Source organism: Corynebacterium pseudokroppenstedtii (assembly GCF_019754945.1).
Classification (GTDB): Bacteria; Actinomycetota; Actinomycetes; order Mycobacteriales; family Mycobacteriaceae; genus Corynebacterium; species Corynebacterium pseudokroppenstedtii.
In genome coordinates, this window is sequence record NZ_JAEUWU010000001.1 from 583,478 (window position 1) to 598,227 (window position 14,750).

9 protein-coding genes and 1 pseudogene are annotated in these 14,750 nt (G+C 55.3%); 6 read left to right on the forward strand and 4 right to left on the reverse strand.

Going from position 1 to position 14,750, the window contains the following annotated elements:
* Window positions 1-13: 13 nt before the first annotated feature.
* Window positions 14-2,803 (reverse strand): aconitate hydratase AcnA, encoded by a 2,790-nt coding sequence (acnA, locus tag JMN36_RS02480; protein WP_012731579.1) that lies wholly within the window; start codon window positions 2,801-2,803, stop codon window positions 14-16.
* A 1,016-nt stretch (window positions 2,804-3,819) separates the two neighbouring features.
* Here acnA and JMN36_RS02485 point away from each other — a divergent pair.
* A complete protein-coding gene (locus JMN36_RS02485) occupies window positions 3,820-6,267 on the forward strand; it encodes an NlpC/P60 family protein (RefSeq protein WP_237786128.1) in 2,448 nt (815 codons plus the stop codon).
* A 156-nt stretch (window positions 6,268-6,423) separates the two neighbouring features.
* The gene (locus tag JMN36_RS02490; protein WP_236881913.1) at window positions 6,424-7,605 is read left to right on the forward strand and encodes a ferrochelatase; all 1,182 of its coding nucleotides are present in this window, start codon (window positions 6,424-6,426) and stop codon (window positions 7,603-7,605) included.
* Between the two features lie 39 nt (window positions 7,606-7,644).
* Here the strand turns inward: JMN36_RS02490 and JMN36_RS02495 are convergent, their stop codons facing one another.
* A complete protein-coding gene (locus JMN36_RS02495) occupies window positions 7,645-8,424 on the reverse strand; it encodes a hypothetical protein (protein WP_204088468.1) in 780 nt (259 codons plus the stop codon).
* Between the two features lie 81 nt (window positions 8,425-8,505).
* On the opposite strand from JMN36_RS02495, the gene JMN36_RS02500 reads away from it, so the two are divergent.
* The 3 genes and pseudogenes from JMN36_RS02500 (at window position 8,506) to JMN36_RS02510 (ending at window position 11,072) form a co-directional block, all read left to right on the forward strand.
* A complete protein-coding gene (locus JMN36_RS02500; protein WP_204088467.1) occupies window positions 8,506-9,336 on the forward strand; it encodes a DUF3097 domain-containing protein in 831 nt (276 codons plus the stop codon).
* 52 nt (window positions 9,337-9,388) lie between these two features.
* On the forward strand, window positions 9,389-9,823 hold the full coding sequence (locus tag JMN36_RS02505) for an NfeD family protein (protein WP_204088466.1): 435 nt from the start codon (window positions 9,389-9,391) through the stop codon (window positions 9,821-9,823).
* A gap of 60 nt (window positions 9,824-9,883) precedes the next feature.
* Window positions 9,884-11,072 (forward strand): annotated as a pseudogene (locus JMN36_RS02510) (SPFH domain-containing protein).
* Here the strand turns inward: JMN36_RS02510 and JMN36_RS02515 are convergent.
* Both JMN36_RS02515 and JMN36_RS02520 read right to left on the reverse strand, forming a co-directional pair.
* The gene (locus JMN36_RS02515; RefSeq protein ID WP_204088464.1) at window positions 11,073-11,678 is read right to left on the reverse strand and encodes a MarR family transcriptional regulator; all 606 of its coding nucleotides are present in this window, start codon (window positions 11,676-11,678) and stop codon (window positions 11,073-11,075) included. It abuts the pseudogene before it with no gap.
* Between the two features lie 13 nt (window positions 11,679-11,691).
* The gene (locus JMN36_RS02520) at window positions 11,692-12,531 is read right to left on the reverse strand and encodes a TVP38/TMEM64 family protein (protein ID WP_236881914.1); all 840 of its coding nucleotides are present in this window, start codon (window positions 12,529-12,531) and stop codon (window positions 11,692-11,694) included.
* Window positions 12,532-12,880: 349 nt separating this feature from the next.
* On the opposite strand from JMN36_RS02520, the gene JMN36_RS02525 reads away from it, so the two are divergent.
* Window positions 12,881-14,743: a methylmalonyl-CoA mutase family protein gene (locus JMN36_RS02525; protein ID WP_204088463.1), complete on the forward strand. Its 1,863-nt coding sequence runs from the start codon at window positions 12,881-12,883 to the stop codon at window positions 14,741-14,743.
* Window positions 14,744-14,750: the final 7 nt, after the last annotated feature.

Genomic DNA, 14,750 nt, shown 5'->3' on the forward strand with positions numbered 1-14,750 from the left:
AAGGCAGTCTGCCTTAGCTGTCTTCCTTCATCATCCGACGTAGGACGTACTGGAGGATGCCTCCGTTCCGGTAGTAGTCCGCCTCACCGGGTGTGTCGATACGAACAACTGCATCGAAGTTGACGGTTTCACCGTTTTCCTTCGTGGCGGTCACCTTGACCGTCTTCGGGATGGTGTCATCGTTGAACTTCTCGATGCCTTCGATGTCGTAGGTCTCCGTACCATCGAGCCCCAGCGACTTCCAGGATTCGCCCTCTGGGAACTGCAACGGGATGACACCCATACCGATCAGGTTGGAGCGGTGAATACGCTCGAAGGATTCGGCAATGACGGCCTTAACACCCAGCAGCAGGGTGCCCTTAGCTGCCCAGTCACGGGACGAACCGGTGCCGTATTCTTTACCGCCCAAGACGACGAGAGGAGTCTTCTCCTTCTCATAGTTCAGGGCAGCGTCGTAAATGAAGGACTGCGGTCCGCCTTCTTGGGTGAAGTCTCGGGTGTATCCACCGGAAACCCCATCAAGGAGCTGGTTCTGCAGACGAATGTTGGCAAACGTACCGCGAACCATGACTTCGTGGTTACCACGGCGGGATCCCAATGAGTTGTAGTCCTTACGGGCCACCCCCATGGAGTCCAGGTACTGGGCCGCCGGGGTACCGGGCTTAATTGCCGATGCCGGGGAAATGTGGTCAGTGGTCACTGAATCACCCAACAGCGCCAAGACTCGAGCACCCTTCACGTCCTCAACCGGATCCGGTTCGACAGACATGCCATCGAAGTAGGGAGCACGGCGAATGTAGGAGGACTCATCATCCCACGCGAATGTTTCTCCATCCGGCGTATCCAAGTTCTTCCAGCGCTCGTCGCCTGCGAAGACATCTTGGTAGTCAGTCTCGTACATTTCGCGAGAAATGCTGGACTCAATCGTAGATTCGATCTCATCCGTCGAGGGCCAAATGTCTTTGAGATAGACGTCGTTACCGTCCTGATCTTGGCCAAGAGGCTGCTCGTCAAAATCGAAATCCATCGTCCCGGCAATTGCGTAAGCAATAACCAAGATGGGCGATGCAAGGTAGTTCATCTTGACGTCTGGCGAGATACGGCCTTCGAAGTTCCTGTTACCGGACAGCACAGCCGTTGCGGCAAGGTCAGCCTGGTTAATGGCCTGGGAAATTTCGGCGGGCAGCGGACCGGAGTTACCGATACAGGTTGCACAACCGAAGCCAGAGAGATAGAAACCGAGGGCTTCGAGGTCTTTCCAGAGGTCAGCGCGCTCGAAGTAGCCATTAACAACCTGCGAACCAGGGGCACAAATGGTCTTGACCCATGGCTTCGCGTGCAGTCCCTTTTCAGCAGCCTTACGCGCGAGCAAACCTGCACCAACCATCACTGAAGGGTTGGAGGTGTTAGTACACGAGGTAATCGACGCAATCGCCACCATGCCGTGGTCGAGAGTGTATTCGCCACCTTCAGGGGACTTGACGACGATCGGGGACGAGGGGCGACCCTCAGCGCCCTCGGCGGCAGATTCGCCATGGCCAGGCCGGGACTCGTTGTAGTCGGCGACATCTTCCTTAGCAGGAGCGTCTGCTTCGACGACGTCCTTGACTTCGCCATCACTGTAGTTGTGAAGGTCCTTGCGGAACTGGGCCTTCGAATCGGTGAGCTCAATGCGATCCTGTGGGCGCTTAGGTCCAGCGATGGATGCTACGACCGTCGACAGATCCAATTCGAGGTATTCGGAGTACTCTGCCTCCGGAGTATTCTCGTCAAGCCACATGCCTTGTTCTTTAGCGTAAGCCTCGACGAGAGCGCACTTCTCTTCAGAGCGGCCAGTCAAGCGTAGATACCTGATTGTCTCTTCATCGATCGGGAAGATGGCCGCCGTCGATCCGAATTCTGGCGACATATTACCGATGGTCGCACGGTTCGCGAGCGGCACCGAAGAAACGCCTTGACCGTAGAACTCAACGAACTTACCGACGACGCCATGCTGGCGGAGCATGTCAGTAATCGTGAGGACCACGTCCGTTGCGGTCACACCGGCGGGAATCTCGCCCGTAAGCTTAAATCCAACGACACGTGGCACCAGCATCGACACCGGCTGGCCAAGCATGGCAGCCTCAGCCTCAATACCGCCGACGCCCCAGCCCAAAATTCCGAGGCCGTTTTCCATCGTCGTGTGGGAGTCAGTACCGATACATGTATCCGGGTAGGCAAGACCGTCACGGTCGAACACGACGCGGGCGAGGTACTCGATGTTTACCTGGTGAACAATGCCTGTTCCCGGGGGGACAACCCGGAAGTTGTCAAAGGCGCCAGTGCCCCAACGGAGGAACTTGTAGCGCTCGTCATTGCGCTGGTACTCAATTTCGACGTTCTTCTCGATGGCATCTTCAGAGCCGAATGCTTCGATAATCACTGAGTGGTCAATGACCATCTCTGCAGGGTTGAGTGGGTTAACCGATTCTGCCTTACCACCCAGAGTGACCACCGCGTCGCGAATGGTAGCGAGGTCAACGATGCAGGCGACACCCGTGAAGTCCTGCATAAGGACGCGGGCTGGGGTGAACTGAATCTCAGTATCGGGCTCTGCGCTCGGTTCCCAGTTTGCAACAGCTTTGATGTGGTCAACAGTAGTGTTCTTGCCATCCTCGTTACGGAGGAGGTTCTCTCCCAAAACCTTGAGGGAGTACGGTAATTTTTCCATGCCAGGAACGGCGGAAAGACGGAAATAGTCGTACGACTTATCTCCAACCTTCAACGTCGATTTGGCATCAAAGGAGTTCTTACTTTCTGACACAGCGAGCTCCAGTCCTCTTCTCTTTCGACTTTCAGGGGTTACAGCTGTCAGAAAACTACTGACAAAGCTGCACAACGTCGTGATTCCTCATGATCCATTGTGGCAGCATTCAAGGCCGCCTGCGCGCAATACCTTGAACTTTGCTCTCAGAATCCCACGACAAGGGGGTTTGCCCAGCATATTGCAGCCCAAACTCTAACAGTACAGACGTACTGTAAGCGAATCTGGGGCGTTATTCACCCCCAAAAGTTACTTCCGGGGCCGAGAGTTAATCCCGGTAGATCGGGAGGCCCCTTGTGAAGCATCGATTCTTTTCACTTACAACGCGGGACGCAGCGTCGACAAACGCATGGAAGAATTAAAGATGTGCGCCACAAATAGAGCACTTGCTATCGCGTAACAGTCGGCGACTTCCGGGTTAGGGTAGAGGACTTAAAGAGGCCCGAGAGCGCCCTTTTCTGGCGCATTTATTAGCTCATCCACAAGCTAAGGGGAAGCGCCACGGTGTTCCGTGACCTTCAACCTCAACTTGAGGTTCAAGTTGACACGCCGAGAATATTCAAAACGTGGCGTAAATCACACTTCGTAATTATTCCGTTATCATCCCTGGTCAAGCCTTTAATCGAGACTCGTGTCAGGATGTGAAACTTGTTTTTTATGTGATTAGAGTTTCTTCCGATGTTCACGTGCTCTACGGTGGCACTGTTCAAAAAAATAAAGCTGTGCAACCAAAGTCGATACGAGTCAACCCTTGAGGCTAGAGAAGACTCTTCAACCATTGACCAACCGGGCATGCGGGGAAGTATGCCCGATTGACAGAAGGTGAGAGGATCGGCACGCCGACGTGGCTACAGCGGGCAGAAAATCGTCAAGCTTTAAAACTTGACTTTCCTGTTAACACTTCCGTGGGTCACTAGGTTCCGTAACAAGGCTGGTTATCGGGTTTCTACCTCTATTGACTGACGGCTTCAGGCATAGCTCAGACGATGAATGCTTCCGATCAAAGGAGAAATGGCGTGGTAGACCGCAGGGCCTTCCGGACGTCCCATCCGCGACATGCACGCACTCGGCTTGCGGCCGTCTTGCTGTGTGCCGGGCTTGGGGTAACCTCTGCTCCACATGCCATGGCAGCGCCGAACGACGACCCCAATTCTGTCGCGTCGCTTGCCAACGATTTAACTCAGGCACAGAAAAAGCTGACTGAGCTGCAAAATGAACAAGGCGGCATCCGTCAAGAAGCAAATAAAACTGTGTATGAGCTGGATGAGGCCACCAGCGATGCAAACGATGCACAGGAGAAGGTTGTCCAAGCACGGGCGAGGCTCGATAAGTCCCAAAAGGATGTCGAGGAAGCCCAGGACAAGTTAAATTCCCTGTCGCGTTCGCAGTACACGCAGGGACAGGATTCCAATGCGGTAACGATGGCAGCTGGGGAAGATGCCGTCGCTAATACTCTTGACCGCGCTTCATACTTGCGCACAGAGGCAGCGAAGCAGCGCAAAGTTGTCTCGCAGTTAGACAAGGTGCGTACTCAAGCTGCTAATGAGGAGTCCTCTCTCCGCAAGCTGCTTGCCGACGCGTCCGCTAAGCGTAAGGACGCGAAGGAATCCAAGGATAAGGCTCTTGAAGCGATTCAGACAGCGTCACGAAAAGCAGCAGACCTGCAGAAATCTATCCAGGAAGCTGAAGCTCGCAAGAATGAGATCCAGTCACGCCTCGACGAAGTAAAGGGCGACAAGACTGGTTCCTCTAGCAATTCACCTGCGGCACCGGCTCAGAACAACGCCAGTGACACAAGTGTGGCAGGTCCTTCCACCTCTGCTTCGGCAACGCAGGACAACAAACCGGCTTCGGATTCTGCGCCATCAGCTGATAACGCTGCTGACAACCAGGACAACTCGTCGGACGGTGCTTCGTCTGACGACCAATCGAGCACAAGCTCTGCGCCTACAACGGAGCAATTAGCGTACGACACGGCTAATGACGCTGATGCGGGGACCGGCGAGCCCACACAGGAATCCACCGAGCCCTCGTCGGATGCAACTGCTAGTGGGTCAGACCAGTCATCCTCGGATGAGCCAGCCACGGCTTCGTCGGAGGACTCTGCCCAGGATCAGCAGGATTCTGCGCAGAATGACCAGGCAGACAGCTCCAGTGATGCAGATAATGCGGACGACCAGGGCGCTAAAGCTGACCAGAGCATCGACTACGCTGCTGCAGACCAAACCGAGAAAGAGCGGTCCGAAGCTGCCGCCGACGCGAAACAGAAAGCTGATAACGCTTTAGCTGCCGCCAAGGATGCCAAGGAGAAGGAAGACAACGGCGATCCAACCGTTGAGCAGGCACGTCAAAATGCAGCCAACCTTGCGACGATCGCTTCTGAGGCGGTCAAGCGTGTAGAAGAGTTGACCGAAAAGCTGCGGCAGATTCTGGGTGCTGCATTTGATTCCTCGTCTAACGACGCTGACAAGGCGCTCATCGGACTCACGTCGAGCGGTCTGGCGGCCTTAGCAGCCGGCCTGAAGGCAGGCCAGGAAGGAAACGACCCGGTTGCTGCCGCTGTTAATGGCGGACGTCAGGAAGCGCGCCAAGCGTGGAACCAGATTCAGAATCAGTCGGATAACAGCGGCAACACCGGTAGCACTAACACCGGCTCGGGATCTGCGTCTACTGCAACGGGCACCACTGGCAGTGGCACCGGTAGCGACAACAGTGGGTCCACAACCTCTGGTTCCAGTACGACAGGGTCTGACAACTCGAGTAATGATCAGAGCGGCAGCTCAACATCGTCGGGTAACACTGGCTCAACCAGCACTGATACCAATAGTGATGGATCCGACTCAGACGACGAATCCACGTCGACTACTTCGCAACTAGTCAACGGTCTCAAGAACAACTCTGACGCCTTGAACCGAGTGACCGACGGTACTGACCAAGCATCACTCGCTACCTCAATTGGCGGAGGAAACTCAGCAAATAGCTCCACGACAGGAACGACCAACACGGGCGACAATGCACAAACCGCAACTAGTGGTTCTGCAGAAACCCGGATTAACGCCGTCATCGCTCGTGCGCAATCACAGCTAGGAGTGCGTTACTCCTGGGGTGGCGGAAACTACTACGGTCCGACCGTCGGCATTAGGGATGGTGGAGTCGCTGACCAATACGGCGATTACGCTCACGCTGGTTTCGACTGCTCCGGCCTGGTTCTGTACGCCTTCTACATCGCTGGCTTCAAGTTGCCGCACTACACAGGAGCGCAATACCAATCGGGAACTCAGTATCCCGCTTCCCAGATGAAGCGCGGTGACCTGATCTTCTACGGTCCTAACGCTAGCCAGCACGTCGCGATCTACCTGGGCAACGACCAGATGATTGAGGCACCTGAGTCCGGCTCAGTCGTCAAGATCAGCCCAGTTCGCTATGGTGGCATGACTCCGAACGTTGTCCGGCTCATCTCATAAACTAGGCTAGGTCTGCACTCCACACGCACTGCTCACTCGCGTCCTTATCGACGCGGGGATCACCTTGCCGGTACGGTCGTGTACTGGCACGGCACGAGCGCAGCGTGTGGCTTTTGCCGTTAACACCATTGTCTACTGAGAATTGAGACTGTTGAGATGGCCATAAACGATGCCCCGGCGTTGACAGAACGGCCTGGCCGGAAGGACGATCGACCGGCACACAACCAGATCAACGCCAACAATTGTGGCAACTCACAGACCAGTGAGTATCCCGTTGAAGCTATCGTTGTTGCCTCATTCGGTGGCCCGGAGGGGCTGGACGATATTCGTCCTTTTCTCGAAAATGTAACCAGGGGTCGTGGCATCCCTCCCGAGCGTCTCGACGAAGTGGGAGAGCACTATCACCACTTCAACGGCATCAGCCCTCTGAACGGTCTAAACCGCGAAATCATTAGACACGTCGAAGAAGAACTTGAAAAGCAGGGGCGCAATCTCCCTGTGTATTTCGCTAACCGCAATTGGCATCCATTCTGGAATGAGACCATCGAGAAGATGTCTCACGACGGAATTCGCCATGCGCTTGTATTTGCCACCTCTGCATGGGCTGGGTACTCGGGATGCCGTCAATACGACGAGGACATTGAAAAAGCACGGCGTCATTGCCAGGAGCAGGGGATTACGCCCCCGGATTTAACGAAACTGCGTCAGTTTTATGACCACCCAGAGTTCATCGAGGCTGAGGCAGAAGCGGTCCAAGAGGCACTCGCCAAAATACCCAGTGACAAGAGAGAGAACTGTCGAATAGTGTTCACAGCTCACTCTATTCCGGTCTCCGCGGATAAGACGTCCGGAAACCCAGGTGATGGGGACTACCTGTATTCACGACAGATTTATGAGGCAGCACATTTAACTGCCGCCAAACTTGGACTGTCGGACGATGATTTCGACCTCGTGTGGCAATCGCGTTCCGGCCCCCCACACATCCCGTGGTTGGAACCCGATATTGTGGATCATATTTCAGCACTCCATGACCAGGGGATTCCGGCTGCGGTTGTATCTCCTATTGGGTTCGTATCGGACCACGTAGAAGTGGCATGGGACCTTGACACTGAACTTGCTCATGAGGCAAAAGATTTTGATATGGCCATCGAGCGGGCAGCAACGGTGGGGCCAACGCAGCGATTCACCCGGATGATCATCGATTTGATCGATGAATACATCGAAGGCAGAGAGCCTCTCCGCCTCGGCGTCGAGCCCCAGCATGGGTGCAGCCTCAACGGAGTCCCGTGCTTTGATAACTGCTGTGTTCCCCCAGCAAAGCATAAGCACCACAAATAGCCACAGAGATTACCTAGGGATCGATCATCTTGGTATCGATTACCTAGGTACCGCACGAAGCATCTCGCGGACAGCGTAATCCAGCGAGGCTATCCGCGCCTGCCGAATAACCCTGAGCAAGGGGAGGACGTGTTCGTCCCACGTTGCTCCATTGTCGGTAGCGCGCGCGGTATCAATAATTGCTGACAAATGATCAGCCCGCGCAGAGAGTTTCTCTGCTCTCGGATTAAAACCTGCAGGAAAACCAGCGGAGTCATAAAAATCCGTCAGAGTTCCCACCCGAAGCCGCACATCCGGGACATCAGCAATAGCTGCTCGCATCGATGTAATCATCGACGCAGCGTTCCTCGTAGCCTCAGAAAGAGCTAAATCAGCTTCACCAATCGCTGGTGCCGGAGGAGCCGGCACGTCTTCCCCAATCGACGACGCCGTTAAACGTGGGATCCCGTCGGAACGAGAGGGAATAACCAATACGCGCGAATCTGGATCCCCAGACGAAATCACCAATCCCGCTCCCGCGCGGGAAATAGCCTTCTGGTCATCCGAATGACCGGGCACGTGCGGAGGATCACCGGGCGCTGCCAAAACTATACGGACGAGCGGGTCGTCGGCAGTGTGATCCGAATAATCCGACGCGGCCTGTCGGAGTTCACCCAAGAAGTGGACCATCTCGTTGCGCGGAAGTGAATAAAGATCATGCCACGCATCAATAGTGTCGTCCGTCGACGCCTCACCAATGAGCCAAAACGCTGTCCATGCTGCTAGACGGTGGATGCGCGCCCACTCATTGCATAGGCCCGAGATAGTTGACACATTCATGGCGTGCCACCATAGCACCTCGCACGGAATACCGTGTCCTCATCTCATCAGGTTCGCGTCACCTCAGTACACTTCCTCGGTATGAGTTTCCACGACCGCTATTCAGGTGACATCTATGCCGGGCATCCGCACTCCAAGCCGCGCGAGTTCCCCGTACTCCCAGCTAAACCTGGCTTAGTGGTTGAAGATATCGCCAGTGGTTATGTGGGAGCGATCGTCGAATTTGAGCGGACATACGACGGAGATTTCGTTCGGTTGGAGGACCGATACCGACGAACGCGTCTGTTCAAAATGCGCAAAGGCGCGTTCCTCTACGAGGGAAAACCCGTCACATTAGTCCACTATGTTCCACCAAAAAGTCCTCGACAACAACGGAGCGCATCCGGATCACGGCGTGTAGAAAATTTGCGTGCCAAAGTGGCTGCGCCATCACGAATCTGGGTCGAAGGCGTCCATGACGCAGCAATTGTGGAGCGTATATGGGGCCATGATCTTCGCGTAGAAGGCGTCGTCGTGGAGTATCTGGAGGGGCTCGATAATGCACCACAACGGGTACAAGAATTTCATCCCACCGCCCAGCGTCGTATCGGTATCCTCGCCGACCACTTAGTTGAGGGTTCAAAGGAATCGCTATTGACCCGGGAGCTCGGTCCGCATGTCATGGTGACTGGTCACCCGTTTATCGACATCTGGGCGGCCGTCAAACCATCCTCCATCGGTATCAAGGCGTGGCCCGACGTTCCTTATGGTGAGGATTGGAAGACGGGTGTGTGCCGACGGCTCGGATGGTCGGATCCCAAAGAGGGGTGGAACCGCGTCTATAACAGCGTGAATTCGTTCCGAGACGTCGATTCATCGCTCATTGGCGCAGTTGAACGACTGGTCGATTTTGTCACCGTCGGACCCAAGTAGGCAGAAACTACAACCCTGTTTTCTGTCATAGCCTTTCTGTACGCTGGACACCGTGAATGCCTTGGTGTGGTTTATCGGTGCGGTACTTCTGGCTGTGCTGGAGCTTTTCGGTGGCGATTTCGCACTACTGATGTTGGCCGGCGGTGCTCTCGCCGCAGCAGGTGTGTCCTTTTTCCAGGCCCCACTCTGGGTCTCAGTCGTTGTTTTCGCTGTTGTGTCATTAACGCTCATGTTCGTTCTTCGTCCGTTTTTAAAGCGCAAACTGACTGAAAAGACCGAAACAGCGGATTTCTCAACGCGAGCCTTGGTGGGAACAACAGGGGAGACCGTCGAGCAGATTTCGTCGTCATCGGGGATCGTTCGGCTCAATGGGGATTTCTGGTCCGCTCGAAGTGCCTTTCATGACGACGTTTTCAAACCTGGTGACACCGTCGTGGTGAGCCGCATTGAAGGCAACACAGCTTTTGTCTTAGAAAGGAGGGATTAGTTCATGAGCGCTGGCACTATCGTGATCGCAGCCATCATTGTGGTCATCGTCCTGATCATCATGATGTCTATCAAGTTGGTCCCACAGGGGACAGCGGCAGTTATTGAACGGCTCGGGCGGTATACCAAAACTGTCGAAGGGGGGGATAACGTTCCTCATTCCATTTGTCGACCGTGTTCGATCCCGTGTGGATACTCGCGAACGTGTGGTCAGCTTCCCGCCGCAGGCGGTGATTACGCAGGATAACTTGACCGTGGCAATTGACACCGTGGTGACGTTCCAAATAAACGACCCCATGCACTCCATCTACGGCGTGGATAACTACCTCACCGGTGTTGAGCAGACCACGACGGCGACGCTTCGTGATGTCGTGGGTGGGATGACGCTGGAAGAGACTTTAACGTCGCGCGAGGTCATTAATAGACGGCTCCGTGGTGAACTGGATAACGCCACGACAAAGTGGGGGCTGCGTATTAGTCGAGTCGAGCTTAAAGCGATTGATCCGCCACCGTCGATTCAGCAGTCGATGGAAAAGCAGATGAAAGCAGACCGCGAAAAGCGCGCCATGATTTTGACTGCGGAGGGTCAGCGCGAGGCTGATATCAAGACTGCCGAAGGTGAAAAACAAGCTCGTATCCTTGCCGCCGAAGGCGAAAAGCATGCTGCCATCTTGCAAGCGGAAGCCGAGCGCCAGGCTGAGATCCTTCGCGCCGAAGGACAGCGAGCAGCCCGTTACCTACGCGCACAGGGTGAAGCGCGCTCCATTCGTAAGGTGAATGCTGCGATCAAAACCTCGCAGGTCACGCCGGATGTTCTCGCTTTCCAATACCTCCAAAAGCTTCCTGAGATGGCTGAAGGATCTGCCAACAAGATGTGGTTGATTCCGTCGCAATTCGGTGATGCCCTGGAGTCCTTCACCAAGCAGTTCTCGGACAAGGATTCCGATGGGGTATTCCGCTATGAAGCTCCTAGTGTCGACGAGGAGACCAAGGCTGAGGCAGCGACGGATGAGGATGACGATTGGTTTACCACTCAGTCTGCCCCTGAAATCGCCAAAGCCGTCGCTGAGGCAAATGCGGTCGCGAACAAAACGGTGGATGATCCATTAGACAGCGCTTTGGCCGCTAAGCGAAACACGGCGAAGAAGCTGGGAGAAGATCCTTCCACTGCGGGTTCAGAGAGCATCGACGTTGCCGATTCTGAGGATCAACCGAACGTCGATTCGCCGGAGGACACGTCGGAGAAGTAGTTAAAGTTCCTCTGCCCGGGTTAAGAGGTGGACGGCAAGGTCCCATCCTGCTTGTTCTGCCTGCCAGCCCGCGGCAACGAGACGCTGTGACATTGCTTGCTTAGAGATACCGAGCTCTGCCGCAGCGTCGTTTTGTGTATATCCCTGCCGCATAAGCGCTGTTGCTTCTCGGCCTTCCTCAGTCCTCCGGGTTAGCACATGGCCGATCAAAGAAAACGCCGCGGAAATATCTGAAGCGAGCTCTGAACTTGCGATGGAAGAGTTCTGGGAGATCGTGGCTATTGACGCGCCCACCGTACCGGCACGTTTACCTGTACAGCTACGGGCGACAACGGACGGATCGTGCCCTCCGATCCCAATCCCGATGGCCCACTCACCGGCAGACAGGAAAGCCATCACTACTTGGGCTTCAGATTCTGCGTCGCGAGTAAGGAGCGAAATCTCTTCCACGCCTTCCACGGTGGACTTGAGAACGCCCGGCAGGTGCTCCATAGCCTGAGCACTATTCTTCACGTATTCCGCCCGTCTCATTGTCCGTCCACGGAACCGAGCGTGCACTGCAAAAAGTGATCGAGCCGACGTTCCTCGCGTGTGAGCCATTGCCATGGAGTCAAGGATACTAGCTTGTCCTATTCATATGCGTTCCAGTCGTCGTGTCGTCAGTATTCACACGTGGCGGCCGCGCGATGTCCGTAATCAAGCCGGTCAGGCCGACCCCAAAAAGTACGACGCTGATCAAAATCGTTAAGGGGCTACCTTGTCCCGCCGCGGCGTCGCCAACGAGAACGGTGGCGATCGTGCCAGGAGCGGATCCGACTATCGTCGCCAAAGTAAAGGGAAGCGCTTTGATCGACGACAGAGCGCACACGTAGTTCAGGACGGAAAATGGGACGGCGGCAATCATACGGAGGGAGCCAACCGCCAGCCAGCCCCGGCGTCGTAAATGGGCATTAACCCCGTCGACAGCGGGGTGGGTGAGACGGGACTGCACCCAGTCTCGTCCGAGGCGGCGGACAATGAGTAGGGATAATAACGCTGAGCACCCCGTCGATATCAGCGCGACACCTATGCCAATGAGTGGACCGAAGAGCACGCCGCAGCTGAGGGTAAAAACCGTCCGGGGTATCGGAAATTGGGTAGCGAGAATATAAACAGTCGAAAAGGCAAAGGGAAACCACCATCCAGCTCCCACGGACCAATCCCTGAAGGTGGTCACCGAGGGAAGTGGAACGACGAATAGCGCTGCCACCAGTACAACAAGGATGACAACACTCAGTACTTGATTGAGACGCGTCCAGCGCAACCACCCATGACACACGTCACGAATGATGACGCCGATGATGTTGAGGAACTGCGCCAATGCTCGTGACGTTGCTGTAACGGCACGATGAATCCAGGATCGTCGGCTAGGTGGTTCGGCCTGAGGATCGGGTTGAGTCACCACGTCACGTCGTTGCATAACGTGGGCAAGCCTACCTTCTGGTGACTCGGTGGATGAGAAAGGTGACCCCAGACTGTGGCTCACACTATTCACCACACATAGGGGAGAAGTACGTCACATCGCGCTGAAATTGACAGATAAATCGCTATCAAGCGGGCGATAACGACGTGTAGTCGGGAAAATATCAACCAATGGGGACTACCCTGAGAAGGGAGTGGACGACGTGCAGGCTCCGTTGTGTTTAACGAAAACACCTGCAAGATAACCGTTATGTATGGTGTTGCCACAACATCGCTGAGCTAGACCACTGCACCGGTTCACCTGAAATGATTAATCTACTTTGAACGACCAGGACGGAGGGTCAGTTGTGACTGACTCACAGGTTGGCACGGAAGATGCCGCCCTGCAGCACGAATGGTATCGGGCAGTTGCGAAAGTTTTTGCCCGAACCCGCAAGCAGGATCCTTCCGACGTTCCGGATGATGTGTGGAAGAAGCTCATCAAGCCGACTTACGACGGAATAGATGTCAAACCGCTCTATATGCGGACCGATCAAGGACCAGAACCATCTGCTCCCGGTGAATTCCCATACACACGTGGAGCCAAGCTCCTTGAGGCCGACAATGCCGGATGGGGAATTCGCGAGGTTTTCGGACCTGCCGTCGAAGTTAATGCAACTGCCGGCGGACAGAGTGCAAAAGACATCAACAAGCGAATTCTTCACGCACTGAATGTTGGGACCACAGTCATTGAGCTCAAGGGAATCCAGCCCACGGACATCCCGGGAGTGCTCAACGACGTCTATCTTGACCTTGCCCCGATCGCGCTTGCTACTCCCTCGAAAGAATTGGGAGATGCTTTCCTCGATTTCCTCGAGTCCAATGGCGATGAGAAGACGACCGCTGACCTCGGCGCTTCACCGCTGACGGCAGGGTTCGATTCCTCGCAGAGTGTTGATCTCGACACGGCCGTTGCATGGGCAAAGGAAGCGTCTGAACTTCCTGGGGCAGTGCATGCCATCACTGTGAATGGTGTCTCGCTCAGCAACCAGGGTGCTACCGATTCCCAGGAGATTGGGCTGGTTCTGGCTGCAACACTGGAGTACCTGCGGAAGCTTACCGACGCTGGTCTCTCTGTTGAAGACGCAGTCGATCAGATTTCGATCCGCCTCGCTGCAACCGACGACTTCTTCTCGACGATCTGTAAGTTCCGTGCACTGCGGTCACTTCTGGCGCGGGTGTGGGAAGTGCTGGGCATTGTGGATCATCCTCTGCCCGCGATCCACGCGGAAACAGCGCCGGTGATGTTCGCTCAGCGTGACCCGTACACGAATATCCTTCGGTGCACGATCGCTTCATTTGCGGCGGGCGTCGGCGGGGCCACGAGTGTGCTGGTTCACCCCTTCGACTATGCAATCAAGAATGGGTTGCCGGGAGCTCGACGCAGCTTCGCTCATCGCATTGCGCGAAACATCAACCTTCTGCTTTTGGAAGAGTCTCACTTGGGATTTGTTGCTGATCCTGCTGGTGGCTCGTACTACGCTGAGTTCTTCACCGATCAGCTCGAGGAGAAGGCATGGGGCGTCTTGACGGACGTCGAATCTAAGGATGGATTCATCGCTGAAACTGATAACGGCGATATTCAAAAGCTCCTCGATGAGTCGTATGAAAAGCGGCGCGACGATATTGCCCACCGCCGCACCAAAGTCACAGCGATCAACGAGTTCCCGAACTTGGCGGAAAAGCCGCTGGCGGCTGATCTGCGCATCGAGCCAACAGGTGTTCGCCGTTGGGGAGCTGATTTTGAGGCACTGAGGAACAGGTCGGATGCGTTCTTCGAGAAGGAAGAGAAGCGGCCTGTCATTAAATTGGCACCTCTTGGTCCGCTGGCCAAGCACAATATCCGCACTGGTTTCACCACCAACCTCCTGGCCTCTGGCGGTATCCAGGCGGATAACCCAGGTCAAGTCACCCCGGACGACGAGAGCTTCGCAACTCAGTTCAAGGACGCCCCCATCGTGGTCGTCTGCGGTACGGATGCGGAATATGCAGAGAACGCTGGTTCCGCAATCGATGCCCTACGAGCTGCAGGAGTGAAGAAAGTTCTCCTGGCGGGCGCTCCGAAGGCCGTTGAGAATCTCGATGATTCTTCGAAGCCTGATGACTACCTGAACATGAAGATTGATGCAGTCTCGACGTTGTCGGGCCTGCTCGATGAGCTCGGCGCATAATCGCTGT